Raw genomic sequence first — 25,950 nt, 5'->3', positions numbered from 1 at the left:
AAGTTTGCAAAGCGTACGCACTGCGCCCGGCGGTTCTGGCCCCTGGAAGAAAACCCTGCCACTTTTCGGTAGTGCCTTTGCTGCACGGACAGTCGAAATCCTGCCATTGCAGCCGGGACAAAATCGCCTGTGCGCGGCCTAGTCTTCGTAGAGAGAGTAGGCGTGTTTGGCCATCAGCTCGTAATTGTTGCGCAGGGCTTCGTGCAGACGGGAATTTTCAATGGCCAGCGCCGAAATGGCAGCCACGGCTTCCATGAAGGTTTCCTCGTCGGCGCTGAATTCGCGCTCCACGTCGGAGTACACGCGGATGAGGCCAATGGCTTTGCCATCGGCCATAAGGGGAGAGGACAGCACGGAAACAAGGCCTTCGGCCTTGGCCGATTCCGGGTACTGGAAGCGCCCGTCGGCGGTGGCGTCTTTGAGGTGGATGGTCTTGCCGGAAAGCACTTCGCCGTCAAGGCCGCTACGCTTTACTTCCACCGGGCCTTTGCGCATGTAGGTGGAGGAAAGGCCGTGGGCGGCGCTGGGCAGCAAGAAGCGTCCGGTGCTGTCCAGCAGACGGATGGTGCTTGCTTTGCAGCCCATTGTAACGGCGGTTTGCTCGGTAATTTTGTGCAGAACTTCGCGGGGCTCAAGGCTGGAGTTGATAACCAGCGCCACATCCCTGAGCGCACGGAAATAATCGTGTGCCATAGGTGCCTCCTGAGGAAAGCGTTTCGACAGGCATGAAAGCCTGCCGCGCATGAATTGTTGATCTGGTTTGTAACACGTTTTCCAGTTCCAACTATGCGCTATTTTTCTGCATCAGGCAAATGCGGTCTGGCATGGCCCGGCGAATGCGTCGCAAACAGGCAAGGATGCACCAATGTAAAGCGATTTCAGCGGGCTGCTGGCCCGGATCATTGCATTGGCGGGAGTTATGCTGCACGCACGTATTCCGGCACCGCAACAGAACCACCGCAGAGTTTCATGGATAAATCTGCACAGGGAAGGGCGAATATTGTGAAAACGCGGGTGGTCGTATCCGTGTGCGCGTTTGTTTCCGCCCTTAAGCCTTGGGCTTGACCGGGGTCTTCATGCTGATCTGGCCTTCAATGATGCCGCCCTCTTCTGTAAGCAGATTGGGCGTGACAACCTGGCCTTCAAGCACCCCGGAGCTGTAAACCACGATGCGGCGTTTGGCCGTCACATCGCCGGTGAAGTGGCCGGAAAGCAGCAGTTCGCCCACATCAAGGGTGCCCTGTACCTGAGCATCCTTGCCCACGTTGAGCGTACCGTCACTGACAATTTCACCAGTATAGCGGCCTTCAATGCGCACAGTGCCCTTGAAGTTGAGCTTGCCTTCATAGACGGTATCGGAGCCGAGGTACGCTATTTCGTCCTTTGCCACGTTTATCCCCTTTCGCTTAACAGTTAGCTTTTAAACATGAAACGTCGCATGGACACGTTGAGCACAATGCCAAGCAGTGTGAAGTTGACCACCGTGGCGCTGCCGCCGTAGCTGATGAAGGGCAAGGGAATGCCCACCACCGGCATGAGGCCTATGACCATGCCCATGTTGATAAAAATCTGCCAGAAAAAGTAAAAAAACACCCCAACCACGAGGGTACTGCCAAAGCGATCCTTGGCCTGCACCGCGGTTGAGAAGATGGAAAGCAAAAACAGGCAGAACAGCGTAACCAGAGCCACGCAGCCCACAAAGCCCCATTCCTCGCCAAAAACAGCCACGGCAAAGTCGGAGTGGCGTTCTGGCAGAAAGCGCAACTGGCTCTGCGTGCCCTCGCGAAAACCCTTGCCCCACAATTCGCCCGAGCCAATGGCAATGCGCGACTGGATGATGTGATACCCGGTGCCGCGCGGGTCGTTGCCGGGGTCCAGAAACGTCAGGATGCGCTGGCGCTGGTAATCGTGCATGCCCACAAACCACATGAAGGCCACAGCGGCTGGCGCTACCAGCAGGCATGTTTTGAGCACGTAGCCCTTAAGCCCGTGGAACAGGATCATGCCGCCCATGATCAGCAATATGAGCAGGGTAGTGCCCAGATCTGGCTGAACGATGATAAGCCCGCAAGGAATAAGGCCCACGCAAAGCACGCTGCAAAAATTTTTCCAGCCCAAGGGGCGGCTGTCGCGCGCCAGCAGGCGCGCCACCAGAACCAGCACGGAAAGCTTGGCCATTTCTGAAGGCTGCAAGCTCATGAAACCCAGCGAAATCCAGCGCTTGGCACCGTAGACTGTTTTACCCGCAATGGGCACCAGCAGCAGAAGAAAGACGGTTATGAGAAAGAAAGGCCAGGCAAGGTTGCGCAACTGGCGGTAGTCAAAAACCATTGCCAGCAGCATGCACACCACGCCGCACAGGCCCCAGATCAGCTGGCGCTGATAAAAGGAATTGAATGCCAGGCCAGATTCCACGCGCGTACCGCTGGCGGAATACAGGTTGCCCACGCCCACAAGATAGAGCAGCAGCATACAGGCCAGAAGGCCCCAGTTGATATAGCTGAAAAGGCGATTATCCATGCCGCTTGTCCGCTTGTCAGGAATGCGTGGTTGCAGGGTGGTGTGAAAAGGCTTGCCCATGTGCCGCCGTGCTCTGCAACACTCTTTGGCTACGGTGGGCCTCGCAGCGATTGCTGGCTGCGGTGTTGCCACCGGGGCAAACATTGTTTGCGCCTGTGCGCGGTGCCGGCTCTTTGCGCATGTTGCCTAGTCCGTGGGCTCTACGGCTGTGGTTGGGGCGGGCAATACAACCATGGGCGCGTTGGGGTCAGGCCCGAAAAGGTAGTCGTAAACCTTGCGGGCCACAGGGCCAGCCACGCTTGAACCACCGCCGCCGTGCTCTACCATGACGATGACCACATAGGTTTTGCCGTCCTTGACGCCCCATGTGGCAATCCAGGCGTGGTCGCGCTGGGCGTATTCCATCTCTGATGTTTTCAGGCGGCGATCGCCTGCGGCCATCTTGAGCTTGACCACCTGCGCCGTACCTGTTTTGCCGCCTATGTCGGCATCCTTGCGGCCCACAACCTTGGCTGTGCCGCCGTTGGCAGTGCGGCGCATGGCCTCCACCACAAACTTGAGCGTTTCAGGTTTGGCGGGCACGCGCCCGCGCACTTCGCGGGTGGCATCATCCACAAGCTGGGGCTTGAGCAGATCGCCGCCGTTGAGCAGGGCCGAAACAAATACGGCTACCTGCACCGGAGTCACCAGTGTGTAGCCCTGGCCGATGGACACGTTGTAGGTTTCACCGCGTGTCCACGGGCGACCAAAGCGCCGCCGTTTCCAGTCACGTGAAGGCACAAGGCCCGATTTTTCGTGCGGCAGGTCAATGCCTGTAGGCCGCCCGAATCCGCAAGCCTTGGCGAATTCTTCCAGCTTGTCAATGCCCAGGCGGTCGCCCATGAGGTAGAAGTAGACGTCGCAGGAGTCGATGAGCGCGTGCACGAGGTCTTCCGAGCCGTGCCCGCCGCGCTTCCAGCAGCGAAATATCTGGTTGCCCAGCTTGACCTGGCCGGGGCAGAACACGCTTTCACGCGGGTTGACGCCCTTTTCAAGCAGCATGGTGGCCATAACCAGCTTCCATACGGAACCTGGAGGGTACACGCTCTGGATAACGCGGTTCTGCAAGGGAAAGCGGTTGTTGGTGCGCAGGGCGTCCCAGTCGCGTTGCGAAATGCCCGCAGCAAAAAGATTGTTGTCGTAGGCCGGGGATGTTACCAGCGCGCGCAGCTTGCCGCTGTCCGGCTCCATGACCACGATGCAGCCAGCCTCGCCGCCAAGGGCGTCCCACGCGGCCTTTTGCAGGCCCGCATCGAGCGAAAGATGTATTTCGTGCCCGCCGCGCGGTTCATCGCGCAGGGTTTTGCCAAGCACCCGGGCGTGGGCGTCAACCTCGACATCGTACAAGCCCTTGCGGCCCCGCAACTGCTTTTCCAGCTCCAGTTCCAGCCCCTGTTTGCCCACCAGATCGCCCATGGCAAGGGCGCTGTCTGCGGCCATTTCCTGCTCGTTGGCTTCTGCAACGTAGCCAAGAATATGGGCGAAAAGTTCCTTCTCCGGGTAGCTGCGCTTGGTGCGCACCACGATTTCAAGCCCCGGCCATTCGTGGATCTCGGATTCAATGCGGGCCACAAGGTCAAAGTCGATGTCGGTGATAAGCAGCAGAGGCTCAAAGGGTTTGACCTTGAAGCGATCCTGACGGAACTTGTCCCAGATCTGCTGGAGGGGGATGCCCGACCATTCGCTTATCTGGGCCAGGGTGGCGGGGATGTCGTGGCAGTCTTCGCGCACGATGGAAAGGCCGTAGGCAGTGCGGTTGTCGGCAAGCACCTTGCCCTTGTCGTCCATGATGCGGCCGCGCGGCGCAAAAATGCGCTCGATACGCAGGCGGTTGTCCTGCGCCTGACGCGCAAATTCTTCACCTCTGTGCACCTGTAAATACCAGAAGCGCACCACGAGCACAAAAAACATCAGACCCACCAGAACCTGAAGCAGGATTGCGCCAGCGCGCGGCGGCTGATAGCCCTCGCTCTCGACCTGAATCTTGAGCCAGGAGCGGATGCCCTTATGCTGCGCTTTGTCTTTGTGCGCCAGCAGCGAGGTATTGTCAGTTTTCCTGATCATTGGGGTTCCAGTGGCGGGTGGCCACCAACAGCCGCCAGGCGAAGGGCACAAAGATGGCCTGAATCAGGCTTGTGTCCAGGGTTCCCTGCACATCGAAAGGCAGGTTCTGCAAAGGGGCCATGAGCCACGCAATGGCGTAGTATGCGGCGCCCAGGCAGGCTGACAGCAAAAAGACAAAAATGAAATTTTCCACTTCAAACAGCCAGCGGCCCATCTTGAACAGCAAAATGACAGCGGCATACCAGACAATGACGGCCCCGAAGGGGCGCGTGCCCATGCCTTCCTGCAACAGGATGAACACGGGCAGCAGCCAGAGCATATTTTTATAATCCCGTTCCTGCAACAGGATGATCAGGCCCACCGTGAGCACATCAAGCCCCGGTACCGCCGCCTGCAAAACAATGGCGCAGGCCATGAAAAAGGCCCACCATGCAATGCTGCGGAGCGTTCTCATGGCGTGGCGCTTTTGGGCGCGGGCGGGCCCACAAATTCTTTGGGAGCTTCGCTGGGTTCCAGCGGGCGGGGCGCGCCGGTGGATTCGAGCAGCAGCACTTCTTCAAGATGTTGCAGGTCAACCAGCGGTTCTGCCTTGATGGCCATGAACTGGGTGTAGTCCGAAGGGGCCACGCGCAGTACGCGCGCCACAGGGATGCCCTTGGGGTACTTGCCGTCCAGACCGGAGGTGATGATTATTTCGCCGGGTTTGACCTTGGCATCGCGCTGCACAAAGTTGACTTCAAGCTTCTGGCCCGTGCCCATGCCCATGAGGATGCCGGGAGCACGGCTTTCTTGCGAAAAAACGGCTATGCGGCTGCTGGGATCAGTAAGCAGCAACACAATGGAACTGTGGGCGCTGGCCTTGAGAACGCGGCCAACCAGCCCGAGGTGCGTGACCAGAGGCGTGCCCGGGCGTCCGCCCGTGCTGTAACCCCGGCTGATGGTGATGCTGTCAAGAACGGCGTTGGGGCCCATGCGGCCGGAAAGAACGCGGGCGCCAAGGGGGCGCCATGTCTGGTCTACCGGCAGTTGCACCAGGGCGCGCAGGCGCTTGAGCTCGGCCAGGTCTTCACCATTGGCGAGCAGGCGCGCTTCAAGCTCGTCCACCTTTTGCTTGAGGGCTTCGTTTTCTTCACGTACGCCCACAAGGTCAAAATAACGGTCCCACATGTTTTCCGCGGCGTCCTGCGCGGAACGAACAGGCGTGAGCACCGCGCCGGTGATTTCAAGCCCCAGTCTCGCGGCCAGGTCATCCAGAACGCGCGTGCGCTGATTCCAGGAATACATGCCCAGAAACAGGATGAGCAAAATGCCCGCGAGGAGGAGAAGACGCCGCAGTGTCACAGGCGGAAGCTCCTGAAAGCCGGTGCGGAATAAACCGCGCCCCTGTGCCGGAGACGCAGAACCGGAAGCTTGTGTTCCGGCATTGCGTCAGCCGCACAGGGGCGCGAGGACAAGGTCGGTTCTAGTCGATGCACACTTCTTTGAGAATGTGTAGGTTGTCCAGCGCTTTGCCGGTACCCACCACAACGGTGGACAATGGATCGTCCACAACCGTAATGGGCAACGAGGTTTCTTCGCGCAGCAGCTGGTCAAGGCCCTTGAGCAGCGCGCCGCCGCCCGTGAGCACAATGCCCCTGTCCACAATATCCGCCGCCAGTTCCGGCGGGGTCTGTTCCAGGGCGATGCGCACAGCCTGTACAATGCTGTCCACCTGTTCCGAAATGGCTTTGCGCACTTCTTCAGAGGTGATGATGATATTCTGCGGAATACCCGTCACAAGGTCGCGACCCTTGACTTCGATCTGTTGTTCCGGATCGAGCGGGTAGGCGGATGCGATCTTGATCTTGATTTCTTCAGCGGAAGATTCACCAATGAGCATGTTATACTTGCGCTTGACGTGGGTCATGATGGCTTCGTCCATCTTGTCGCCGCCCACGCGCACAGAGCGCGAGTACACAATGCCCGAAAGGGAGATGACTGCCACTTCCGTGGTGCCGCCGCCGATATCCACCACCATGTTGGAGGTGGGTTCCTGAATGGGCAGATCCGCGCCGATGGCCGCTGCCATGGGTTCCTCGATGAGGTACACTTCACGTGCGCCAGCGGACTGGGCCGATTCTTTCACGGCGCGCTTTTCCACCTGGGTGATGCCCGTAGGTACGCAAATCATGATGCGCGGACGCACAAGACGCCGCGAATTGTGAACCTTGGCGATAAAGTGGCGCAGCATGGCCTCGGTAACTTCAAAGTCGGCGATAACGCCGTCTTTCATGGGGCGGATAGCCCAGATGTTGCCAGGGGTTCTGCCCAGCATGCGCTTGGCATCGTGCCCAACGGCAAGAACTACATTGTTGCCGCGCGGGTCTTTCTTGACCGCGACCACCGAGGGCTCGCGCAACACAATTCCCTGCCCCTTGACATAAACGCAGGTGTTGGCTGTGCCAAGGTCAATGGCCAGGTCATTGGAAAACAATCCTAGTGCGAAATCCAGAATTTTGGACATTACTCTAACTTGCCTCGCTGTGCTGGTGTGCTACCTTACCGTCATGTTGAAACAACTCCCGCACCCGGCGAGGCGAAGAGGCCTGGAGTGAGGGCGCTGTTGGAATTGGTAACGTCAGGCTGAAAACTGTTCTGCTAAAACTGGCATGAAGTCAAGATGGTGGACACAGGGTTAAAATATTTGTCCCGCCGGAAGGCGCGGAAATTAGCCTTCAAGGGACGCAAACATGCAGCGCTGGCATACTCTGGCCGCTTATTATAATCGACGCTGTGGTAGCCGGGTGCAAAAAATTCCACTTGACGCCGGGGCCTCCTGCCCCAACCGCGACGGTACGCTTTCGTTTTCCGGCTGCACGTTTTGCAATGTCGATGGGTCCGGCTCGGGCCGCGCAAAACAGGGCTATTCCCTACTGCAACAGTGGAATTTGTGGCGTTCCATATATCTGCGGGACGACCCCAATACGCGCTTTATTGCATACCTGCAATCCTTCTCTAACACGTATGGGCCATCAGAACGCCTGCAACAACTGCTCCAAACGGTTCGCCAACTACCCGGCTGTTTTGGAATTGCCGTGGGAACACGCCCCGACTGCCTTGATGACGAAAAGCTCGACCTGCTCGCAGCCCTTGATTGCGACCTCTGGCTGGAATTGGGCCTGCAAACATCCCAGGATGTCACCCTTGCCCGCATTAACCGGGGCCATACCGCAGCCAGCGCTGAAAATGCCGTGCGCATGGCCGCCGCGCGTGGTATTGCCGTATGCGCTCACCTCATGGCCGGGTTACCCGGTGAAGACGAAGGCCATTTTTTGCAAAGTCTGGAATGGGCGACTTCCCAGCCGATAAGTGGCCTCAAACTGCACAACGTTTACGTGCCCAAGGGGACGGAGCTGGCCCGCCAGCACGCCGCAGGCCAGTATCACCCCCTCTGGCGCGATGAATATGTCGACCTCCTCTGCGCCGCCCTGCCGCGCATCCCCTCCCGCATCGTCATCCACCGCCTCCAGAGCGACCCTGCCCCCGGTGAACTGCTGGCTCCCGCCTGGGCCACAGACAAGCGCGGTCTGCTTGGGGATTTGCGGCGGGCGCTGAGGGCGAGGGGGTTGTGGCAAGGGAAATTCTGCGACTCCCCCGAGATGTGTCCGGCGGTCTTTTTGAGCGCTGGCGGCGTCAGTGTGGATTTTTGATCGGGTCGAGTACCTTTGGAGTACACTCCCCTCACAAAAAGCCACACTTCCTTGCCAGCGCTCAAAAATCCTCGCCGGACACTATCGCTGTTTCTTAGATTTCTTTCGTGTTGGCTGCGTCAGGGATGAATTTTGCTCAGGTCGAGTACCGTAGCGCTGCTGTCGTTAGGCGTAACTTCCTGTGTCGCGCGGAGCCGTTGCTTAATGGGTTTACGGATGGCGACAACCCCCTTCTTTTTTCCCCGGTCAAAAAAATTCCACCCTGCTGTAATATTATAAGGTTACCATGCTGAAGCCGCCCTGCTGAGTATGGACATTTATTTGGCTTTGTGCTGGTATACCAGTTATGAAGCAGATAAACACCAAGGCATCTTCCACAGCGTATGAGGCTATCCGTTCCATGATCGCGCAGGGGCAGCTCAGCCCCGGCGAAGAACTGTCGGAACGCAGCCTGGCTGAAAGCCTGCAACTTGGCCGCACGCCAGTGCGCGAGGCCATCAAGGAACTGTGCAGGGAGGGCGTCCTCATGAGCGTTCCTCTGCGTGGCACCTTTGTGCAGCGCCTGTCTGTGGAAGACCTGAAAGAAATCCACGAGGTACGTCTGGCGCTCGAAGGCATGGCCGCCAAGCTGGCTGCGGAAAAAGGCGGCAGCCCTGAGCTGCGCGCCTGCCTTGCCGAACTTCAGGCCCTGCCCGATGGGCCGGAGCTTGATACCTTTGAAGCGCAGCGCATCGGCTGGGATTTCCACAAAGCCATATTTCAGGCCGCTGGCAACACGCGGCTGGCAAAACTTTATGCAGACGTGCGCGTACAAAACTCCTTGGCCATGCAGCGCGTCAAAAATTACGATGCAGAACGGACACGCGTGGTGATCAAGGAACATATCGCCATTGGCAATGCCATTCTGGATCGCAATCAAACACTGGCTCACCAGCTTGTCTGGGATCATCTGCAAAAGGCCATGGAAACGAAACTGCGCTCACTGCTTGCAGTTCTCGGCTAAACATGGCCGTCGGCATCACAAGACGTTTTACGTGCAAGGATCAGAGGGGGAAGAGAGGCGATGGAAATGACAAAAACCAGCAAAAAGCGGCCCATTCCGCTGCCAATTCAGATGGTGCTCGGCCTTGTTCTGGGCATTGTGTTCGGCTTTATTGCGCCGCACTTTTCCCAGGCTCTGGCCCCGGTGGGTACGGCCTTTGTGCAGGCCATCAAGATGATCGTGGTGCCGCTGGTGTTCACGGCCATCACCCTTGGCATCTACCAGATGGGCAACAGCGCCAAGCAGTTGGGCAAGGTTTCCGTTATCAGCCTGCTCTATTTTTTTATTGCCACGGTGGTGGCGATCATCATTGGCCTTGCCCTCAACGGCATGTTCCACCCCGGCGTGGGCGTCAATCTGTCACACACCGCAGAACTGCCCAAGAACATCAATACCACGGTCAACTGGACAAAGTTTTTTCTCGACATGATCCCCTCCAACGTGTTCGCGGCCATGTCGGGCACCAACCTCCTGCCCGTGCTGGTGTTTGCTGTGCTGCTGGGTCTTGCTCTGGCCTCCACCGGCAGCAGGGCAAAGCCTCTCGTTGACGTGCTGGACGCTCTGATGGGCGCTGTTTTCAAGCTCACGGGCTGGATCATCGCCCTGTCGCCCATTGCCATCTTCGCCATCATTGCCTGGCTGTTTTCCACGCAGGGCATGCACACCATTTTGGCCCTGCTCAAGCTGGTCCTAGTCATGTATCTGGGGCTTGGCGTGCTGCTGGTGCTGTTTGCCATTTTGATGCTCTGCATCGGCGAGCACCCCCTCAAGACCGCCAAGGCCGTGAGCGAGCCTGTGATTCTGGCCTTTGCCACGCGCTCGTCAGAGGCGACACTGCCCCTGCACATGGAAAAACTGGTGGAAATGGGCGTTCCCAAGGCCGTAGCCTCTGTGGTGCTGCCTCTGGGCTATGCCTTCAACCGCGACGGCTCCATCATGTATTTTGCGCTGGCCGTGGGTTTTCTGGCCGATGCCTATAACATCCCGCTGGACCCCAGCACCCTGCTTTCCATCATCGTGGTGACAACGCTTGCCAGCAAGGGCAGCGCCAACGTGCCCTCCGGCGGTCTTGTGGCCATTGCCATGGTGCTGACAACCATCGGTATTCCTGTGGAGGCTCTGGCCATCATCGCGGGTGTGGACGCTTTTCTGGACATGGGCCGTACAGCCGTCAACGTGGTCAGCAACACCGTCGCGGTGAAGCTTGTCATGCGCTGGGCGGGCATTGCCTACGAACCGGTGGAAGAAACCGCCGAAGTCTAAAAGGTGACATTCATGCCTGTAGTCGATCTGCGCAGTGATACCCTGACCGTTCCCACCGAGGCCATGCGCGCCGCCATGCGCGAGGCCGAAGTGGGCGATGACGGCCGTGTTGACGCGGAAGGGCGCGGCGGCGACCCCACAGTCAATCGGCTGGAAGATCATGCTGCCGAACTGCTGGGCAAGGAAGCCGCGCTTTTTTGCCCGTCGGGAACCATGGCCAATCTCGTCGCGCTGGCTACGTGGTGCGACCGTGGCGACGCTGCGGCTCTGGAGCCGGACCTGCATGTGTTCCGCACCGAAAAGTCGCCCTTCATGGAAAAGTTCCTGGGCATTCAGCCGGTGTTTTATTCGCGGGATGCGGAGGGCATGCCCGAAGTCGCGTCCTTTGCATCCGCCTGCGCGACGTCGGGCATCAAGCTGGCCTGTGTGGAAAACAGCCACAACTTCGGCGGCGGCATATGCGTGTCGCTTGCGCGGCAGCAGGCTCTGGCCGCTGCGGCTCGCAAGGCAGAGATTCCCGTGCATATGGACGGCGCAAGGCTGTTTAACGCAGCCGTGGCCCTCGGAGTGGACGCCGCACATCTGGCCGCCTGCGCGGACAGCGTGATGTTCTGCCTTTCCAAGGGGCTTGGCGCGCCGTTCGGTTCTGTGCTGTGCGGAACGCGCGAGTTTATCGCCAAGGCGCGTCAGACGCGCAAGCTGCTTGGCGGCGGCATGCGGCAGGCGGGCATTATGGCCGCTGCCGGGCTGATTGCCTTGCGCACGGGCATTGACCGCCTTGCGGAAGACCACGAAAACGCCCGCCACCTCGGCGCGGCGCTGGCGGCCTATGGCGAGTTTGTGCTCACGCCTGTGCAAAGCAACATTGTGATGCTGGATATAAGCGCTTCCGGCAGGTCTTCAGACTGGTTCGAGCAACAGCTTGCGCCTCTGGGGCTGCTGGCAAAGGGCATGGGCAAGGATCACCTGCGTCTGACAACCTACCGGGGCGTGGGGCGTCTGGATATGGCGCGCGCCATTGAGGCCTTTGAGCGCTTTATGGAAGAAAACCGCGCCCTGTGGAAGTAATGCCTGCCAGTAAACTGTCGCTGCAATAAAAAAATGATAAAGCCGCGCCGATGGTCATAACGACTGTTGGCGCGGCTTTATTTGTGAGTTTCTGGCTAATCTACGGTGAGAATGACGGAAAAAGCCTTGAAAAATACCGTTACAGTCTGCCCGGCCACAAGATTGATGGGGTTTTCCGGCCCACGGTTGCGCAGGGCGCAGACCTGACTGCCTTCGCCAAGCGCCACCAGAATTTCGGCCACCATTTCATCTTCCCGCACCCTTTCCACCACGCCGGTAAAGCAGTTCTCCGCCGGAGGGGAACTTTTGGGCGAGAGTTCACCCCCCTGCACCAGCACCCAGGGTGCCTTGATGCTGGCATTGACCAGCTTGCCCTCATTGAGGGCCAGGGTCTTGGCGCTTTCGTCCGTAATGAGCGAGGCCACGCGCAGGCCGCCTGCGGTGCGCAGCACCACTTCGACCAGCAGCCCGCTTTGGCGCAATGAGGTTATGCGCCCCTGAAAGACGTTGCGCGCACTGGTTTTCATGGGTCGCTCCCTTTGCAGTTGTTCGCGCAGCAGGCGTTTGGCCTCCTGCGGGTCGCAGCGGACAATGCCGCTCTGGCCGGGCGCGGATCGCCGGCCAAGAAAAATATCCACAACGGGCAGGGGCAGGCCTTGTCTGCCCAGCTCAAGGGCGCGGGTATGGCGCAGGGCGCGGGCGCTCAAAAGGCCCTTGGGCAGGCCGCATGCCGCACCGCACTGTTGCAGGCAGCGGCGCACATAACTGGCATCGCAGCGCATGAGCTCGCGGGTTTCAGGAAACAGCGCCGGGTCTTCCAGCACGCGCCTGAGGCGGCGGCTGATGGTAAGCGGCAGGGGAACCTCGCGCCCGGGGGCATCGTTGCTGCCCGGCACATGGATAACGCCGTCCTGAAAATCAAGATGTGCGGGCATGATCTCAAAAATTTCCACAAGCCGCAGGGCCGCATAGCGCAGCAGCATGAAAATCAGCCACATGCGCAGGCGGGGGCGTTTTTCGCGCGGGCCACGGGCAGCGCTGGCCCGTTCCCACAGCCATGTTTCCACGGCCAGAAGCTCGCGCGGGCTGATGCGTCCTGTATCCTGCAGCAGAGCGGCAGAGTCCCGCCGCATAAGGCGTTGGCGCAGCCATGCCCTGTCTGCGGAAGAGAGGGAGCGCAAAAGCGCAGCCATTTCCTCACGGTTTTTGTTTTTTTCCATGCTGATTCCCGTCAGTTTTCCTGCCTTATACAAGTAAAACCCTTTTGTTGTACAGTGTTCACGCTTTCATCAAAAAACGTGACTGTATTGCTCGCCTTCAAGGGTTCTGTACTGTTGGCGTACAAACCGCGCTTCTGGCGCACGGAGGAATTTCATGAAAAAGACTGCATACGTTCGTGGGGCCTTTTGCCGCATAGCTTTGGCGCTGGGGTGCGTGGCCCTGCTCAGCCTTCCCGTTCAGGCTGCGGAAATGACCGTTTCTGCCGCTGCCAGCCTTACCAATGCCTTTAACGAAATCAAGGGCGTGTTTGAAAAGAAGCACACCGGCTTGCAGGTGCACACCAATTATGCTGCCTCCAATCCGCTGCTCAAGCAGATCCAGGAAGGTGCGCCAGTAGACGTTTTTGCTTCTGCCGACCAGGGCACCATGGACAAGGCCGTGGCCGCCAAGGTTGTTGACCCCGCTACGCGCAAGAATTTTGCGCTCAACGACCTAGTGCTTATCGTGCCCGCTGGCTCCAAAAAGCCCGCCAAACTTGAAGACATCAAGGCCTTCAAGCGCGTTGCCATCGGCAATCCCGATTCCGTGCCCGCCGGGCGTTACACCAAGGACGCGCTGAACACCGCCAAATTGTGGGAAGCCGTGCAGCCCCAGCTTATCCTGGGCAACAGCGTGCGTCAGGTGCTGGATTATGTGGCCCGTGGCGAGGTTGATGCCGGTTTTGTTTACCGCACCGATGCCAAGCAGCTGGCGGACAAGGTTGAAGTGGTCATGATTGTGGAAGGTCACGACCCCGTGAGCTATCCCATCGCCGTTGCCACCACTGGCAAGGATGCCAAAATGGGCCAGGAGTTTCTGAACTTTGTGCTTTCGCCCGAAGGGCAGGCCGTGCTTGCCAAGTACGGTTTCTCCAAGCCCTAGAGCATGAAGGCGTGCCCGTGCCCTTGCGCGCGGGCCTGCAATGATGGATTGTGCTTATTGGCGGTTGCCGTTTTGGCAGAAGCGGCAACCGTCTTCAGTGTTTTTTACGCATCAACGGATCCGTTCAGTGGCAGGGGGCAGAGTTGGAAATGGATTTTGACCTGGCGTTTATCTGGAGTCCGCTGGAGCTTTCGTTGCGCGTGGCAGGGGCGGCTACGGCTGTTTCCTTTGTTGTGGCAACGCTGGCGGCCTGGCGGCTGGCCCGCAAAAAAGGCCCCATGCCCGCGCTGCTGGACGCCCTGTGTTCGCTGCCGCTGGTGCTGCCCCCCACAGTGCTGGGCTACTATCTTATCTTGCTGGTGGGACGGCGCGGCGTTTTTGGACATGGGCTGGCGGAACTGGGCATCAATCTGATTTTTTCCTGGCAGGGGGCTGTGGTCGCAGCCACTGTTGTGGTGTTTCCGCTCATCTACAAGTCAGCCCGCGCGGCCCTGGAGCAGGTGGACAAACATCTGGAAGACGCGGCCCGCACGCTTGGAGCCTCGGAATGGCGGGTATTTATCAGCGTGTCGCTGCCCTTGGCCTGGAAGGGGATTTTTGCGGGCATCATGCTGGCCTTTGCGCGCGGCATGGGCGAATTTGGCGCAACCCTGATGATTGCGGGCAATATACCCGGCAAAACCCAGACTCTGGCCCTCGCCATCTACGATGCCTTTCAGGCGGGCAATGACCTCCAGGCCTCCTGGCTTGTGTTCATTACCTCCGCCGTGTGCGTGACTCTGCTGATGGCGGCGGAACTGCTTGTGAAACTCAAGGGGCGGCGCTGATGATCTCGTTGCGGTTGGTAAAAAGTTTCAAAAATGGAGTCACGCCCTTCAATCTGGACGTGGGCTACGAGATCGGCGACGAGCACAAGTGCGCGGTGCTTTTTGGCCCATCCGGTTCCGGCAAGTCGCTGACCATGCAGTGTCTGGCGGGGCTGACAAGGCCCGACGCAGGCCACATCCGCATTGGCGACTGCACCTTGTACGATGCTGCGCAAGGCGTGTTTGTTTCTGTGCAGAAGCGGCGCATCGGCTATATGTTTCAGGATTACGCCCTGTTTCCGCACCTGAGCCTGTTGCAGAACGTGGCCTATCCGCGCACGGGCTGCTGGCCCTGGAAGGTGTGCGGCGAGGAGCGCGACAAGGCGCAGGCCATGCTGGAACGCTTGGGCATCGGGCATCTGGCGGCCCACCTGCCATCGCAGATATCCGGCGGGCAGCGGCAGCGCGCGGCTCTGGCGCGGGCGCTCAATGCAGACCCCTTGCTCCTGCTGCTTGATGAGCCTTTTTCCGCGCTTGATCCCCTGCTGCGTGAGCGCCTGCGCGAAGAACTGCTTGAACTGATGGATGACCTGACAATCCCCGCCGTGATTATCAGTCACGACCCTGACGATGTGGATACCTTTGCTGGCGGCCTTGTGCTCTATGACCGTGGCGGCGCGCGCACGGTGCCGGACTATGCCGATCTGCGCAAGAATTTTGCCACAGCGGGCAAGTGCCTGCGGCATTTGCAAGAACAGGTCTGGGCGTGAACGGCGCGCAAAAGTTTGTCGGATGATTTGCAGGCTCAGGTTCAACCCCGATGCCCTTTATATGCAAAAAGCCCCTGCTCGCATGACGGACAGGGGCCTTTTGCGTTATGGACAAATGTTTAGCGGTTGGCCGCTTCCAGGCCTGTGTCGTCAATAATCTTGGAAGATTGGGGTGAAGCGAGGTACTTCAGCAGGGCCTTGGCACCTTCAGGGTTTTTGGCCCCCTTGACCATGCCGGCGGAGAACAGCGTTACTTCCTGCACGGCTTCGGGGATCAGACCCACAATATGGATACCTTCAATGGGCTTGAGTTCGCTGAGCTGCTGAAAACCGATCTCGGCTTCGCCACGGGCTACCACCTTGCCCACAGGCTCCGCAGGGATCATGTGGGCCTTGTCCTTGAGGGCGTCCGCAAGGCCCAGCTTGGGAATCAGAACCTTGGCGATATAGGTGCCGCTGGCGCTGTCGGAATAGGCAATGCTTTTGGCCTTGAGCATGGTCTGCTTCAGGGCTTCTACGGTCGAGATATCAGGGGAGGGCGCTCCTGCCTTTACAGCCAGAGCAACTTTGGAGCGTGCCAGCAGTACCGTACTTGACGGATCGACCTTGCCTTCCTTGACCAGCTTGTCGAGCGAATTGCCCACCATGATGACCACGTCAATGGCCTCTCCGCGTTCCAGGCGTTGGGGTATGGCGTTGTGGGTATCGCCCATGGACGGTCCCCACGCGGATTTGAGGGTATCCCCCGTGGCTTTTTCAAACTCCGGGCAAAGCGCCTTGTAGGCGGCTGCAAAGCCGCCGGAGCTGACAACGCTGATTTCAGCAGCGCTGGCAAGGCTCGCAAGGGCCAGTAAAACCGTGCCGCATACAGTCAGACATACAGACCTGAGTATCATTTTCATCATGCTTCCCCTTGGTACGATTATGATTGATGGCGCTGTCTGCTACAGCGAAAGAACTTTTTTCAGCCCATCGGGGGCCACAATGAGCCTGTCCAGGCCCAGAGAATCAGGCGCGGCTCCCAGTGCAATAGCCAGCAATTGCGGCAGGTGCAGCGCGGGCACCGAGGCATTGCTGCCTGTCACGTCAGCAGCATTGCCCTGATACATGTCCAGTTGCATCTGGCACAGGGGGCAGGGCGATACAACGCAGTGGGCCCTGGCTTTGGCGGCGTCTGTAACCAGTGACGAGATCATCACCATGGCATCATGTTCTGCCGGGTACACCGCATGGAAACCGCAGCAGTCGAGTCGGCGGGCATAGGGCACCGGCGTAGCGCCCAGAGCAACGACGATATCTTCCAGGCTGTGCGGCACGCGAGAGCTTTCAAAGTTCATGATGGGTTCGGGCCGTATGCTGTGGCAGCCATAAAAGCAGGCCACGTTCAGCCCTGCGAGGGGCTTTTTGACCTTTGCCTTGAGGGCGGGCAGGTCTTTGGCGAGTTCCCACAGAAGGGTGGTTACTTCCGCAGTGCCTTTGTATTCAAGATTGGCGGGCGAAAGCCAGCGGTTTGCCTGATCTTTTTTGCCATGATCAAGCTCGGACTTGGCGGTGCGCAGCATGAGGGAGCAGGTGCTGCACGCGGTGATAACCGGAGCGCCGATCTGTTCGCCCAACGCCAGATTGCGGGCATTGGCGGCCAGAGCCTCATTAGGAGCTATGTCCTGCACATGCGATGCGCCGCAACAGCTCCAGCCCGGTATCTCCACCAGTTCCACGTCCAGCAGTTTTGCACTGGCCTCCAGGGCTGTACGTGCTTCGCTGGCGGCGGCATTCAGCACACAGCCTGGAAAAAAAGCATAACGCTTCAGCATGTTTTACTCCTTACCCTTGGCATCAGCTTTTGCCAGATCAAGAATGCGGACAAAATCGGCCTGCCCCTTGATGGGGTCATTGCCCAAAAGTTCTGTGGGGTGAACCTTGCCGCGACGCAGCAGGTTGACGGCAAGGCCAACTCTGGTCATGGCGGTTACGCCTTCTGTGCGCAGGGCCATTTTCATTTCGTTAAGGCGGCCCGTGTCGCGCATGTCGGTCAAGAAGGCTTCGGCATGCTCCGGCCCTTTGCCCTGATTGAGCCCCCGGTTCACGGTGATATTGCGCATTATGCTTATGCCTTCCACCGGCTTGATATGTTTGGGGCATACGTTGGCGCATTCCTGACAGTGCACGCATTTCCACAGGCCGTTGTCAAAAGCTGGCTTGGCGTGAATCATGGGGTCTTTGCTGCGCGAATCCACCGACATGCGAGCGGCGATGTTGAAGACAAAGGGCTCCAGATAGTCTGCCCGGTTGACGGAAAGTTTGTTGCAGGACGATGCGCAGCATCCGCAAAGAATGCAGTCCCACATGTCTGCAATTTTTTCCATGTCGCCAGCGCTTTGTCGGCAGCCTTTTTCCTTGGAAAACTCTTTGCGGGCCATAAGCGAAGGGTGAACCTTGCGCAGATTTTCAAGCGCGGGTTCCCAATCCACCACCAGGTCTGAAATAACCTTGAAATTGGCAAGTGGCGCAATGGTAACCCTGTTGGTGGCATACAGGGCCAACTGATCTTCCATGCTGGTGTCGCAGGCGATGATGGGTTGCCCGTTAAGTCTGACGCCGCAAGCGCCGCAAATGGCCATGCGGCAGGCCGCGGTAAAGTTCAGCGTCGGGTCCAGATGCTCCTTGATAAAAATCAGGGTGCTGAGCACTGTTTTATTGTGAACGTCCGCGCGGGCCAGCGTGTACTCCTGCGAGTACCGTTTTTTTCCATCAAAACGCTCAATAACTATGAATACTGCGTCGCTCATCAGTACTTACGCTCCTGAGGCTTGAATTTGATAATGCTCACATCGCGCCAGTCCAGCTTCATGCCGCCGTCCGCCAGGGTAACGAGCGAGTGCTTGAGAAAGCGCTCGTCATCGCGCCTGGGAAAATCTGTACGGCAGTGCGCCCCGCGTGATTCCTGTCTGGCCCTTGCGGCAAAGGTGGCCGCCTTGGCGCAGGTGAGCAGATTGCCCAGCTCCACATACTGTGTGTAAAGCGTGTTGTAGCCAGGATTGGTGCAAGGTACGCTGGCGTCTTCATAGGCCCTTGACAGGGAATCCAGCTCGTTGGCGGCCTGGCGCATATTGTCTTCGGTGCGGAAGATGCCCATGTTGTCCCACATGACCTCGCCAAGGCGTTCGCGGATGGCAAAAATGTCTGTCTTGGCAGTGCGGGCCGTAACCTTGGCGTAATGGTCCGTCCACTTGCTGCAGAGTTCGAGCAGATTTTTGCCCTCGGCTGCGGGCGATGCCCCCTTGGCGTAGGCGGCGGCCCCCTGCCCTGCCCAGTTGCCGGTGGCGGAAGCCTCGGCCAGTGAATTGCCGCCAAGGCGGTTGGCCCCGTGAATGGACACATTGGACGCCTCTCCGGCGGCGTAAAGCCCCGGCAGGAGCGTGTTCATCTGGCGATAGTTCAGCACGTCAATGCCGCCCATGCAGTAGTGGGCCGTGGGCCTGATGATCATGGGTTCCTTGGCGAGATCGATGCCCTCAAAAAGCTTGCCGATGTGGCGGATCAGCGGCAGATCCTTGTCGATCTTGGCTTCGCCCAGGTGGCGCAGATCAAGGTAGACATAGGCCTCCATGCCCTCGCCAAAGGCCCGGCCAGCGAGAATTTCCGATTCGATGGAGCGGGATACGATGTCGCGGGGGGCCAGCTCCATGCGATCCTTGGCGTAGCGGGACATAAAACGTTCGCCCAGGCGGTTGACCAGATAACCGCCTTCGCCGCGGGCTGCTTCTGTAATGAGCACGCCGCCGTGCACAACGCCTGTGGGGTGAAACTGCGTCATTTCGGGGTCTTTTATAGGAACCCCCGCGCGCAGGGCTGCCGCAGGCCCGTCGCCTGTCGCCACGTAGGGCGTTGACGAACGGTTCCAGTATACCCGGCTATAGCCGCCGCTTGCCATAATAACAGCCTTGGCCCGCACGGGCATGATCTCGCCAGTGCGGATGTTGCGCAGCACAACGCCCTCCAACGCGCCATTGCCCTTGCCAATGTCAAGCAGCTGGTAATCCATGAGGAACTTGACTCCGCGCGTAAGGGCCTCGGCAAACAGGGTCTGGATGACAATGTGGCCGGTTTTGTCGGCAGAGTAGATACACCGGACCTTGGACGCGCCGCCAGCATAGCGCGCCTTGGGCGCGCCGGCATCGTCGCGCGAAAAAGGCATGCCAAGGTAATCAAGAGCGTGGATGGTGCGGCCTGCCTCTTCGCAGAAATCCAGCACCGCGTCCTGATCCACAAGGTAGTCGCCGCCTTTGACAGTATCAAAGGCGTGCAGGTCGTAAGAATCGCCCTTGCTGAAATCAATGACGCCGTTGATGCCGCCCTCGGCCATGGCTGTAGCGCAGCGGGTGGGCATGGTTTTGGCGACCACGCAAACCCGGGCCTTGGGGTTGGCCTCCATGGCGGAAACCGCCGCGCGCAGGCCAGCACCGCCGGAGCCAACGACAATGATGTCAAAATCCAGCATAGGTTTGTTGTTGGCGGCCCAAAGGGAGGAACCAAGCCCACCCAGGCCGAAGGTGAAGGTCAGGGCGCCTGCCGTGACCACCGAGGCCTTGATGAAGGTGCGTCGGTTCATGAACAGTTTCTTGTCTGACATTGTTTCCTCCAGATGCAGTAAACAAAGCGGGAATTTACAAGTGTCCACCTTTAACAAGTTTTGTGCCAAAAAGCGCAAGCTCATACAGACTGTGCAAACAATGAGTTGGAGCTTTTATATTTTATCAATAAAAATAGATTGATATGAATATTTTTTCGTCGGTGTGCGCTATGTCGCTTCTCCAGCCCCTGCGGAGTAGTAAAAACGTTTCAGAAACGTTTCATGTGTTTTTTTAAACGTACTGAAACTTGCGTCCGCTCAGCTTGCAGCCTATGCTTCGGAGCAGCAAGGAGCACGCATGAACACTCCCCCAGTGATCGGTCTGGTTTTTTCATCGCAACGCAATGTGAACACTGTTCGCAAGGTGCTGGAGGACAAGCCCTGTCGGCTTGTGGAGGCGGTCTTCGATCTTGAGGATGCCGTTGAACCAGTGCGGCAGATCATTGAGGAGCAGGGGGTTGAAGTTATCCTGTCCCGCAGGGGGACGGCCTATATTCTGCGTCAGCTTTCCGTGCCCGTGGTGGCCTTGCCGGATACCACGGCCAATCAGCTGCGGGCGCTCAAAAAAGCTTCAACCATGGGGCGGCGCATTGGCATTACCCAGATACGCACCGGAGAGTGCAACCTGGCTCTGTGCGAGGAATTGCTGGGGTTTCAGCCGGAGATCATCCTGTACAGCGACAAGCCCAGTCTTGAAAAAGGCGTGGTGCAAGCCCAGCAACGGGGGCTTGAAGTTATTATTGGCGGCGATATTACCCGCAGGGCGGCCCAAAAATGCGGTCTGCCCTTTGTTGATCTGCATGAGCAGCCCGAAATACCCGCCAGCTTTTTTGACAGCATCGTTAACGTTGTGCAGACAAGGCGCAAGACTCTTAAGGAAAAAGAACGCTACCGCAGCATTCTTGACGGGATTTCTGAAGGCATTCTGGCCGTGGACGAGCGCGGCGCCATTGAGGAAATCAATCCCCAGGCCTGCAGCATGCTCCAGGTCAATGAACTCAACGTCATTGGCACGCCCGTCAGCAGCGTATTCCCCGCTTTGCCCCTTGCCAGCGCCCATGAACGGCACGAACCCCTGCACAATGTGACGGCGGCCAGCAAGCATCGCGAGCAGTTTATCGTCAACACCATCCCCATCCGCGTGGGTAAAAAACCTGCCGGTGCGGTCTTCAGCATGCAGCCTGCCTCGCGCATCCTTCAGGCGGAGGAGAGAGTCCGACAGGCCTACAATCGGGGATTCAGGGCGCGCTATACACTTGAGGATTTTTTGCACACCAGCAGCGTCGTGGAGTCGCTTCTGGAGCAGGCCCGGCTGTATGCCTCCTCGGAAGCAGGCGTGTGCATTACCGGCGAAAGCGGCACGGGCAAGGAAATTCTGGCGCAGGGTATACACAATGCATCCCCCCGCAGGCTCGGCCCCTTTGTGTCGCTGAACTGCGCGGCCATGCCAGAATCCCTGCTGGAAAGCGAACTTTTTGGCTATGCCGAAGGTACGTTTACCGGCGGGCGCAGAGGCGGAAAGATCGGTATTTTTGAGCTGGCGCAGGGTGGCACCCTGTTTCTGGACGAGGTGGGAACCATTTCGCTTTCGTTTCAGACACGCCTGCTGCGCGTGCTGCAAGAAAAAGAAATCATGCGCCTTGGCAGCAACGTGGTTGTTCCGGCTGATGTGCGTATCATTGCCGCCGCCAACAGCGATCTGTGGCTGGATGTTGCCGAAGGAAGGCTACGGGAAGATCTGTACTACCGGCTGCATGTGCTGCCGTTGCACATTCCCCCGCTACGGGAGCGGAAGGAAGATATTCCCCTGCTTGCAGAGGCTTTTTTGCAGGAGTTTTGCACGCAGTATGAAGCGGAGCAACGGCCGCGCCTGCAACTGCCCGAAGCCTTTGTTCGGGCCTTGCAGGCCCTGCCATGGCCGGGCAATGTGCGCCAGCTGCGCACAGTGGCTGAAAGGCTGACGGTTGTTTCACCGCATGGCTATGATGCCGCTGTTGGAGAACGCCTGCTTGAAGAACTGCGCCATCCCGGTTTCCCGCAGGCCTCAAAAGCTGTCGCCATGCAGCGCAAATCCCTCACCCCCGAGCGTGTGCGCGAGGCGCTGCATGAGTGCGACAATTCAAAGGTTCGGGCAGCGGCCCAGCTGGGCATCAGCCGCAGTACGCTGTGGCGTCTGTGCAAGGATATGGACTGAGGGAAAAGCGGGGTGCCGGGATTTCAGCGGGAGGCTCTGCCGCAGGCTGGAACCTGCTGACAGCAAAGAGCTACAGCACTTCCTGCGAAGCTTTTGACATCCGTTTGGCCATGTAAAGTTCGCTGTCGGCCCGTTTGAGCGCATCTTCAACAGATTCGTTTGCGCAGTGCCATGTGGCGTGCCCTATGCTGATGCCGATGCGCAGCATCAGGCCGTCAACGGAAATGGGCGCTCCCACATCCTCACGGATGCGGTTGATGGTGCGCAGTATGTCTGGCGTGCCCCTGGTATGGCCGAGCAGGGCCAGAAATTCATCGCCCCCAAGTCGCACCAGCACATCATCCTTGCGCAGGCAGCGCGTAAGGCGCTGCCCCAGAATGGTCAGCACGGCATCGCCCACGTGGTGCCCATGCGCATCGTTGATTGGTTTAAAGCCGTCCAGATCCATGTACAGCAGTTCGACCAGCCCCTGGTTTTGCATCAGGCTGGGCATGGCCTCTTCAATGCGTGCAGCCAGTCCGTGTCTGTTCAGCAGGCCTGTGAGGGCATCACGCTCTGCGGTATGCTGGATGCGGTTTCGGTCTTTTTCTGTGCGGGTGAGGTTTTCGACCAGGGTGGACAAGGAGGCTGAAAGTACCTCAATTTCGCGTATGCCCCGATTGCGCGGAATGGTGACGCTCTCGCCCCGGCTGAGCCGGTCTGCGGCAGCGGTAAGCGCCTTGAGGGGGGCAATGGTGCGCTGGGCGATGTATCCGGCAACCAGCGCAAAAAGCACCGCAAGCAAGAGGCCAGCCACAAGAATGCGCGCCACAAGGCGACGCACTGGTTCGTAGGCGGCATCGAGCGATTGCCGCGCCACCACGCTCCACTGCAATCCATCGTAGTCTTTGAATCCCGTGCAGCTCACGGCAGCCGTGAGATAGGCAATGCCATCGGGCCATGTTTCAACGGCCCAGGCTGAAGTGGAGTGTTCAAGGTCTTGCAGCAGGGGCAAGGCCAGCGGTTTTTCATTGTTGTCGCCGCCCAGGATGACGCTGCCGTCTGCACCGAGAACCATGATTTTGGTGTTGGTATCCGACCCTTCGCCCGAAAGGATGAATTCCTCCACCTCTCTGGCCCATGCCCAGCTCAGATGGGCTACCAGAACCCAGTCTTTCAGCTCGCCCTCGCCAATGGGCATGCTGATGTCCACAAATTTCAGCGGGCCGTTTTCCGGGTGGGGCAGCAGTTGGGCAAGCAGGGATGCCTTGCGCACATCGCCCACAAAGAGGCCGTTTTTGCCCTGGCGGAAGATGGCGCAGATGGAAAGATCGGTTCCTTCCAGCACGCCATCGGTGGCTACCAGAACCTTGCCTTGGGGATTCATGAGTCCGATCCAGGCAAAGGCGGGCATAGTGTCCTGCAAGCGGTTCACGGCGATGGATGCTTTTTTCATATCGCCGCCGATCAGCCCCACCGTATGACGCAGGGTGTCCACCTCCTTGATCCAGAACCACATGGACTGATCAAGGGCCTTGGCAAGGGATTGCACGCGGTTTGTCAGCAACAGGCCGCGTTCGTAGCGGGCCTCGCTGCTGGCTTCGCGCCCGGTTATGGCCGCAAGAAAGCATGATGACAGCAGGATAAGCAGCGTGAATGCCTCAATAAACTGCGTCTTGAGGCTGCGCGTGAATATGCGCATGGCTCCTCCTGCGAAGGGATGGCAGAAAAGCTGACAAAATATTATGGTGATTATGAAAGCATACAGAAAATCAGGAAATAGGCAATGGGGCCAACTGTCCGCTTACAGCCTTTGACTAAAAAAATAAAAGGGGGGTGCAGACGCAATGCACCCCCCTTTTGCTATAGGGTTTGAGGAGAAGATGTTATTGGAATTTGTTTGCGGGAGACGCTTCAGGCCACGCTGCCCAGCGCCGCTTCTTTGCGGTTGCGTTTTTGCCCGCGCCACATGCCGCCAAGGATCATGCCCGCGCCAACGAGCAATCCGGCGCACATGGTTATGAAGCTCACGACCTTGAGCAGATAGAGAATTCCCGGCCCCATCTGGATAAGCCCCAGCGCGCTGAGGTAGCCCGGCAGGGCAACAATGCGGCTTGCGGCAACAATAAGCATGATGGCGGCCATAACGTACTTGATCATGATGGGCTTGACGTAGGTGGTGCCGATGGCGCCAAGCTGCACGCCAAGCAGGGAGCCAGCCAGGATGATAAAGACGAGGCGGATGTCTATCATGCCGTGCATGGCCCAGTTGACCGAGCCGCACAGGCCCATGACAAAAGCCGTGACCAGTTCTGTGCCCGATGCAATGAGCCCGGGTACGCCGATCACATAGATAAGCCCCGGCACGCCCACGAATCCGCCCACGGCAATGGTGGCGGCCAGCATGCCGGTGGCGATGCCCACGGGCAGGGTAAACCACAGCGAAATACGCAAGCCGGATTTGGGAAAGGATATCATGGGCGGCAGGTTGATGGCCTGCAACTTTTGGGCAAGGGGCGGCGTGCTTTCGTCATCTTCCTTGCCAGAATGGCTGGAGTGCAGGGCATCCTTGAGAATATAGCTGCCCACCACAACCAGCACCACCACAAAGGAAACGCTGACGTAAAGATCAGAGCCGGCCTGGCCCCAGTTTTCCAGAATAAAACGCTGAATGCGGATGCCAATCTGTACGCCGATGCCCGCTGTGGCGGCGATAACCATGCCCAGTTTTACATCCACCTGACCGAAGCGGTAGCGCTTGATGGCGCCCACCATGGCCTTGGGGAACTTGTGGCACATGTTGCTGGCAACAGCCACGGCGCCGGGCACACCCAGGCCCATCATGCCCGGCGTGAGAATAAAGGCCCCGCCGGAACCGATAAAGCCGCTTACAAGCCCGCCCACAAATCCCACGGCCAGCAGAAAGACCACGGAAACAGGCGTGAGAGTGATGAACTGGGACGGGTCAAGACTGAGCAGATCCATGTTACCTCCGGCTGGCAGGCTGCCTGGGCGTACTGTTGTGCACTGGCGCAAGGCCAGACATGCCGCCGCTGAACAAAAAATTGAGCCGGGCGGCGCGGCCCGGACTTGAGAAAAACGGTCGGTTAGCCGTGAACCACGGCAGTGGTGTCTAGCCGGGGGGCAGGCGCGGCGCTCTGACGGGTTGCAGCCTTTGCGGTTGTTTGCGCGCTCTTCTTTTGCACACCGGTAATGCCGCACAATTCCCAGAGGGCTCCGGCAAAGTGTCCGTGCACGTATGAGAGCAGCAGCACCGAGGCGATGGGCAGGGCTGTCCACAGGCCACCCTTGGCGCAGAGGGCGGCAAAGGCATCGGCATTGCTAAAAGCCAGCACGTAAATGATAATGCTGCCAGCTCCGTAAAGCAGGGTCTGCTTCAGCGCCGGGCTTTCGCACTTGCCGTTCAGAGTCCACAAATCGTCTGTCCAGCCGGGTTGCCCGGCATCGGCATATGCCACAGCGGTAAACCAGTTTTCCATCGTTTTTTGCAGGGTGTTCATGTCGGCCTCCTGTGCTGGCGATTACAACTATTGTGCCAAAAAGTTCAATATGTAACATGCTGAAATTATATGAATTTATGTAGATTGTGCTGCGCGGCATGCTGCTCACGAACTGTTTCATTCTGACATGTTCAAGGGGGCAAGGGCCGCAAGTTGTTGCAGGCCAGGGCTTGTCAGCTTTGTTTTATTTCTATACGCTGTTGCAAATTGAAACGGCGTC

The 25,950-nt window shown here is 58.6% G+C and carries 23 protein-coding genes; 8 read left to right on the top strand and 15 right to left on the bottom strand.

Annotation, left to right across the window (positions count from 1 at the left end; all coding sequences use genetic code 11):
* Positions 1-138: 138 nt before the first annotated feature.
* From QZ383_RS04700 to QZ383_RS04670, 7 genes are all read right to left on the bottom strand, one after another.
* Positions 139-693: a GAF domain-containing protein gene (locus tag QZ383_RS04700; protein ID WP_022659885.1), complete on the bottom strand. Its 555-nt coding sequence runs from the start codon at positions 691-693 to the stop codon at positions 139-141.
* 355 nt (positions 694-1,048) lie between these two features.
* The gene (locus tag QZ383_RS04695) at positions 1,049-1,390 is read right to left on the bottom strand and encodes a polymer-forming cytoskeletal protein (RefSeq protein ID WP_291443464.1); all 342 of its coding nucleotides are present in this window, start codon (positions 1,388-1,390) and stop codon (positions 1,049-1,051) included.
* 23 nt (positions 1,391-1,413) lie between these two features.
* Positions 1,414-2,520 carry a rod shape-determining protein RodA gene (gene rodA / locus QZ383_RS04690; protein WP_192113590.1) on the bottom strand — a complete coding sequence of 369 codons (1,107 nt, stop codon included), beginning with the start codon at positions 2,518-2,520 and terminating at the stop codon, positions 1,414-1,416.
* Between the two features lie 186 nt (positions 2,521-2,706).
* Positions 2,707-4,623, bottom strand: coding sequence for a penicillin-binding protein 2 (mrdA, locus tag QZ383_RS04685; protein ID WP_291443463.1), 1,917 nt, complete (start codon positions 4,621-4,623; stop codon positions 2,707-2,709).
* Positions 4,607-5,077 carry a hypothetical protein gene (locus QZ383_RS04680; protein WP_022659880.1) on the bottom strand — a complete coding sequence of 157 codons (471 nt, stop codon included), beginning with the start codon at positions 5,075-5,077 and terminating at the stop codon, positions 4,607-4,609. The genes mrdA and QZ383_RS04680 overlap by 17 nt, the downstream gene beginning before the upstream one ends.
* Positions 5,074-5,964 (bottom strand): rod shape-determining protein MreC, encoded by an 891-nt coding sequence (gene mreC / locus QZ383_RS04675; RefSeq protein ID WP_291443460.1) that lies wholly within the window; start codon positions 5,962-5,964, stop codon positions 5,074-5,076. The genes QZ383_RS04680 and mreC overlap by 4 nt, the downstream gene beginning before the upstream one ends.
* A gap of 121 nt (positions 5,965-6,085) precedes the next feature.
* The gene (locus tag QZ383_RS04670) at positions 6,086-7,126 is read right to left on the bottom strand and encodes a rod shape-determining protein (protein WP_022659878.1); all 1,041 of its coding nucleotides are present in this window, start codon (positions 7,124-7,126) and stop codon (positions 6,086-6,088) included.
* A gap of 226 nt (positions 7,127-7,352) precedes the next feature.
* Here QZ383_RS04670 and QZ383_RS04665 point away from each other — a divergent pair, with 226 nt between their 5' ends.
* From QZ383_RS04665 to QZ383_RS04650, 4 genes are all read left to right on the top strand, one after another.
* The gene (locus QZ383_RS04665) at positions 7,353-8,312 is read left to right on the top strand and encodes a TIGR01212 family radical SAM protein (protein ID WP_291443456.1); all 960 of its coding nucleotides are present in this window, start codon (positions 7,353-7,355) and stop codon (positions 8,310-8,312) included.
* Positions 8,313-8,658: 346 nt separating this feature from the next.
* On the top strand, positions 8,659-9,315 hold the full coding sequence (locus QZ383_RS04660) for a GntR family transcriptional regulator (protein ID WP_291443455.1): 657 nt from the start codon (positions 8,659-8,661) through the stop codon (positions 9,313-9,315).
* 66 nt (positions 9,316-9,381) lie between these two features.
* Complete coding sequence (locus QZ383_RS04655) at positions 9,382-10,617, top strand: dicarboxylate/amino acid:cation symporter (RefSeq protein WP_291443454.1); 1,236 nt, start codon at positions 9,382-9,384, stop codon at positions 10,615-10,617.
* A gap of 12 nt (positions 10,618-10,629) precedes the next feature.
* On the top strand, positions 10,630-11,685 hold the full coding sequence (locus QZ383_RS04650) for a GntG family PLP-dependent aldolase (RefSeq protein WP_291443452.1): 1,056 nt from the start codon (positions 10,630-10,632) through the stop codon (positions 11,683-11,685).
* 95 nt (positions 11,686-11,780) lie between these two features.
* Here QZ383_RS04650 and QZ383_RS04645 read toward each other — a convergent pair whose 3' ends face one another.
* Positions 11,781-12,905 carry a TOBE domain-containing protein gene (locus tag QZ383_RS04645; RefSeq protein ID WP_291443451.1) on the bottom strand — a complete coding sequence of 375 codons (1,125 nt, stop codon included), beginning with the start codon at positions 12,903-12,905 and terminating at the stop codon, positions 11,781-11,783.
* A gap of 154 nt (positions 12,906-13,059) precedes the next feature.
* Between QZ383_RS04645 and modA (QZ383_RS04640) the strand changes: the two genes are divergently transcribed.
* The 3 genes from modA (QZ383_RS04640) (at position 13,060) to QZ383_RS04630 (ending at position 15,403) form a co-directional block, all read left to right on the top strand.
* Complete coding sequence (modA, locus tag QZ383_RS04640; RefSeq protein WP_291443450.1) at positions 13,060-13,827, top strand: molybdate ABC transporter substrate-binding protein; 768 nt, start codon at positions 13,060-13,062, stop codon at positions 13,825-13,827.
* Positions 13,828-13,976: 149 nt separating this feature from the next.
* On the top strand, positions 13,977-14,654 hold the full coding sequence (modB, locus tag QZ383_RS04635; RefSeq protein ID WP_291443448.1) for a molybdate ABC transporter permease subunit: 678 nt from the start codon (positions 13,977-13,979) through the stop codon (positions 14,652-14,654).
* Positions 14,654-15,403 (top strand): ATP-binding cassette domain-containing protein, encoded by a 750-nt coding sequence (locus QZ383_RS04630; protein WP_291443446.1) that lies wholly within the window; start codon positions 14,654-14,656, stop codon positions 15,401-15,403. The genes modB and QZ383_RS04630 overlap by 1 nt, the downstream gene beginning before the upstream one ends.
* A gap of 119 nt (positions 15,404-15,522) precedes the next feature.
* On the opposite strand, the gene modA (QZ383_RS04625) is transcribed toward QZ383_RS04630, so the two are convergent.
* Genes modA (QZ383_RS04625) through QZ383_RS04610 form a run of 4 tightly spaced genes read right to left on the bottom strand, consistent with a single transcriptional unit; the run spans position 15,523 to position 20,036 of the window.
* Complete coding sequence (gene modA, locus QZ383_RS04625) at positions 15,523-16,308, bottom strand: molybdate ABC transporter substrate-binding protein (protein WP_291443445.1); 786 nt, start codon at positions 16,306-16,308, stop codon at positions 15,523-15,525.
* A gap of 39 nt (positions 16,309-16,347) precedes the next feature.
* Positions 16,348-17,217, bottom strand: a complete 870-nt coding sequence (locus tag QZ383_RS04620) for a CoB--CoM heterodisulfide reductase iron-sulfur subunit B family protein (RefSeq protein ID WP_291443443.1) — start codon at positions 17,215-17,217, stop codon at positions 16,348-16,350.
* 3 nt (positions 17,218-17,220) lie between these two features.
* Positions 17,221-18,192, bottom strand: coding sequence for a succinate dehydrogenase/fumarate reductase iron-sulfur subunit (locus QZ383_RS04615; RefSeq protein ID WP_192113552.1), 972 nt, complete (start codon positions 18,190-18,192; stop codon positions 17,221-17,223).
* The gene (locus tag QZ383_RS04610) at positions 18,192-20,036 is read right to left on the bottom strand and encodes an FAD-binding protein (RefSeq protein WP_291443440.1); all 1,845 of its coding nucleotides are present in this window, start codon (positions 20,034-20,036) and stop codon (positions 18,192-18,194) included. The genes QZ383_RS04615 and QZ383_RS04610 overlap by 1 nt, the downstream gene beginning before the upstream one ends.
* A 298-nt stretch (positions 20,037-20,334) precedes the next feature.
* Between QZ383_RS04610 and QZ383_RS04605 the strand changes: the two genes are divergently transcribed.
* Positions 20,335-22,230, top strand: coding sequence for a sigma 54-interacting transcriptional regulator (locus QZ383_RS04605; RefSeq protein ID WP_291443438.1), 1,896 nt, complete (start codon positions 20,335-20,337; stop codon positions 22,228-22,230).
* A gap of 70 nt (positions 22,231-22,300) precedes the next feature.
* Here the strand turns inward: QZ383_RS04605 and QZ383_RS04600 are convergent, their stop codons facing one another.
* The 3 genes from QZ383_RS04600 to QZ383_RS04590 all read right to left on the bottom strand — a co-directional run bounded on the left by QZ383_RS04600 (position 22,301) and on the right by QZ383_RS04590 (position 25,730).
* Positions 22,301-23,911, bottom strand: coding sequence for a GGDEF domain-containing protein (locus QZ383_RS04600; RefSeq protein WP_291443436.1), 1,611 nt, complete (start codon positions 23,909-23,911; stop codon positions 22,301-22,303).
* A gap of 212 nt (positions 23,912-24,123) precedes the next feature.
* Positions 24,124-25,194 carry a sulfite exporter TauE/SafE family protein gene (locus QZ383_RS04595; RefSeq protein WP_291443434.1) on the bottom strand — a complete coding sequence of 357 codons (1,071 nt, stop codon included), beginning with the start codon at positions 25,192-25,194 and terminating at the stop codon, positions 24,124-24,126.
* A gap of 122 nt (positions 25,195-25,316) precedes the next feature.
* On the bottom strand, positions 25,317-25,730 hold the full coding sequence (locus QZ383_RS04590) for a hypothetical protein (protein ID WP_291443432.1): 414 nt from the start codon (positions 25,728-25,730) through the stop codon (positions 25,317-25,319).
* Positions 25,731-25,950 lie beyond the last annotated feature (220 nt).

The organism is Desulfovibrio sp. (assembly GCF_019422935.1).
Classification (GTDB): domain Bacteria; phylum Desulfobacterota; class Desulfovibrionia; order Desulfovibrionales; family Desulfovibrionaceae; genus Desulfovibrio.
Note: the sequence above shows the minus strand (reverse complement) of the source record. Positions and strands in the feature narration are given on the sequence as shown.

Bases quoted from the DNA above. Each gene is read 5' to 3' on its own strand.
- QZ383_RS04700 (WP_022659885.1), bottom strand. From the start codon at position 693: ATGGCACACGATTATTTCCGTGCGCTCAGGGATGTGGCGCTGGTTATC.
- rodA (WP_192113590.1), bottom strand. From the start codon at position 2,520: ATGGATAATCGCCTTTTCAGCTATATCAACTGGGGCCTTCTGGCCTGT.
- mrdA (WP_291443463.1), bottom strand. From the start codon at position 4,623: ATGATCAGGAAAACTGACAATACCTCGCTGCTGGCGCACAAAGACAAA.
- QZ383_RS04680 (WP_022659880.1), bottom strand. From the start codon at position 5,077: ATGAGAACGCTCCGCAGCATTGCATGGTGGGCCTTTTTCATGGCCTGC.
- QZ383_RS04670 (WP_022659878.1), bottom strand. From the start codon at position 7,126: ATGTCCAAAATTCTGGATTTCGCACTAGGATTGTTTTCCAATGACCTG.
- QZ383_RS04665 (WP_291443456.1), top strand. From the start codon at position 7,353: ATGCAGCGCTGGCATACTCTGGCCGCTTATTATAATCGACGCTGTGGT.
- QZ383_RS04660 (WP_291443455.1), top strand. From the start codon at position 8,659: ATGAAGCAGATAAACACCAAGGCATCTTCCACAGCGTATGAGGCTATC.
- QZ383_RS04655 (WP_291443454.1), top strand. From the start codon at position 9,382: ATGACAAAAACCAGCAAAAAGCGGCCCATTCCGCTGCCAATTCAGATG.
- QZ383_RS04650 (WP_291443452.1), top strand. From the start codon at position 10,630: ATGCCTGTAGTCGATCTGCGCAGTGATACCCTGACCGTTCCCACCGAG.
- QZ383_RS04645 (WP_291443451.1), bottom strand. From the start codon at position 12,905: ATGGAAAAAAACAAAAACCGTGAGGAAATGGCTGCGCTTTTGCGCTCC.
- modA (WP_291443450.1), top strand. From the start codon at position 13,060: ATGAAAAAGACTGCATACGTTCGTGGGGCCTTTTGCCGCATAGCTTTG.
- modB (WP_291443448.1), top strand. From the start codon at position 13,977: ATGGATTTTGACCTGGCGTTTATCTGGAGTCCGCTGGAGCTTTCGTTG.
- QZ383_RS04630 (WP_291443446.1), top strand. From the start codon at position 14,654: ATGATCTCGTTGCGGTTGGTAAAAAGTTTCAAAAATGGAGTCACGCCC.
- modA (WP_291443445.1), bottom strand. From the start codon at position 16,308: ATGATGAAAATGATACTCAGGTCTGTATGTCTGACTGTATGCGGCACG.
- QZ383_RS04620 (WP_291443443.1), bottom strand. From the start codon at position 17,217: ATGCTGAAGCGTTATGCTTTTTTTCCAGGCTGTGTGCTGAATGCCGCC.
- QZ383_RS04615 (WP_192113552.1), bottom strand. From the start codon at position 18,192: ATGAGCGACGCAGTATTCATAGTTATTGAGCGTTTTGATGGAAAAAAA.
- QZ383_RS04610 (WP_291443440.1), bottom strand. From the start codon at position 20,036: ATGTCAGACAAGAAACTGTTCATGAACCGACGCACCTTCATCAAGGCC.
- QZ383_RS04605 (WP_291443438.1), top strand. From the start codon at position 20,335: ATGAACACTCCCCCAGTGATCGGTCTGGTTTTTTCATCGCAACGCAAT.
- QZ383_RS04600 (WP_291443436.1), bottom strand. From the start codon at position 23,911: ATGCGCATATTCACGCGCAGCCTCAAGACGCAGTTTATTGAGGCATTC.
- QZ383_RS04595 (WP_291443434.1), bottom strand. From the start codon at position 25,194: ATGGATCTGCTCAGTCTTGACCCGTCCCAGTTCATCACTCTCACGCCT.
- QZ383_RS04590 (WP_291443432.1), bottom strand. From the start codon at position 25,730: ATGAACACCCTGCAAAAAACGATGGAAAACTGGTTTACCGCTGTGGCA.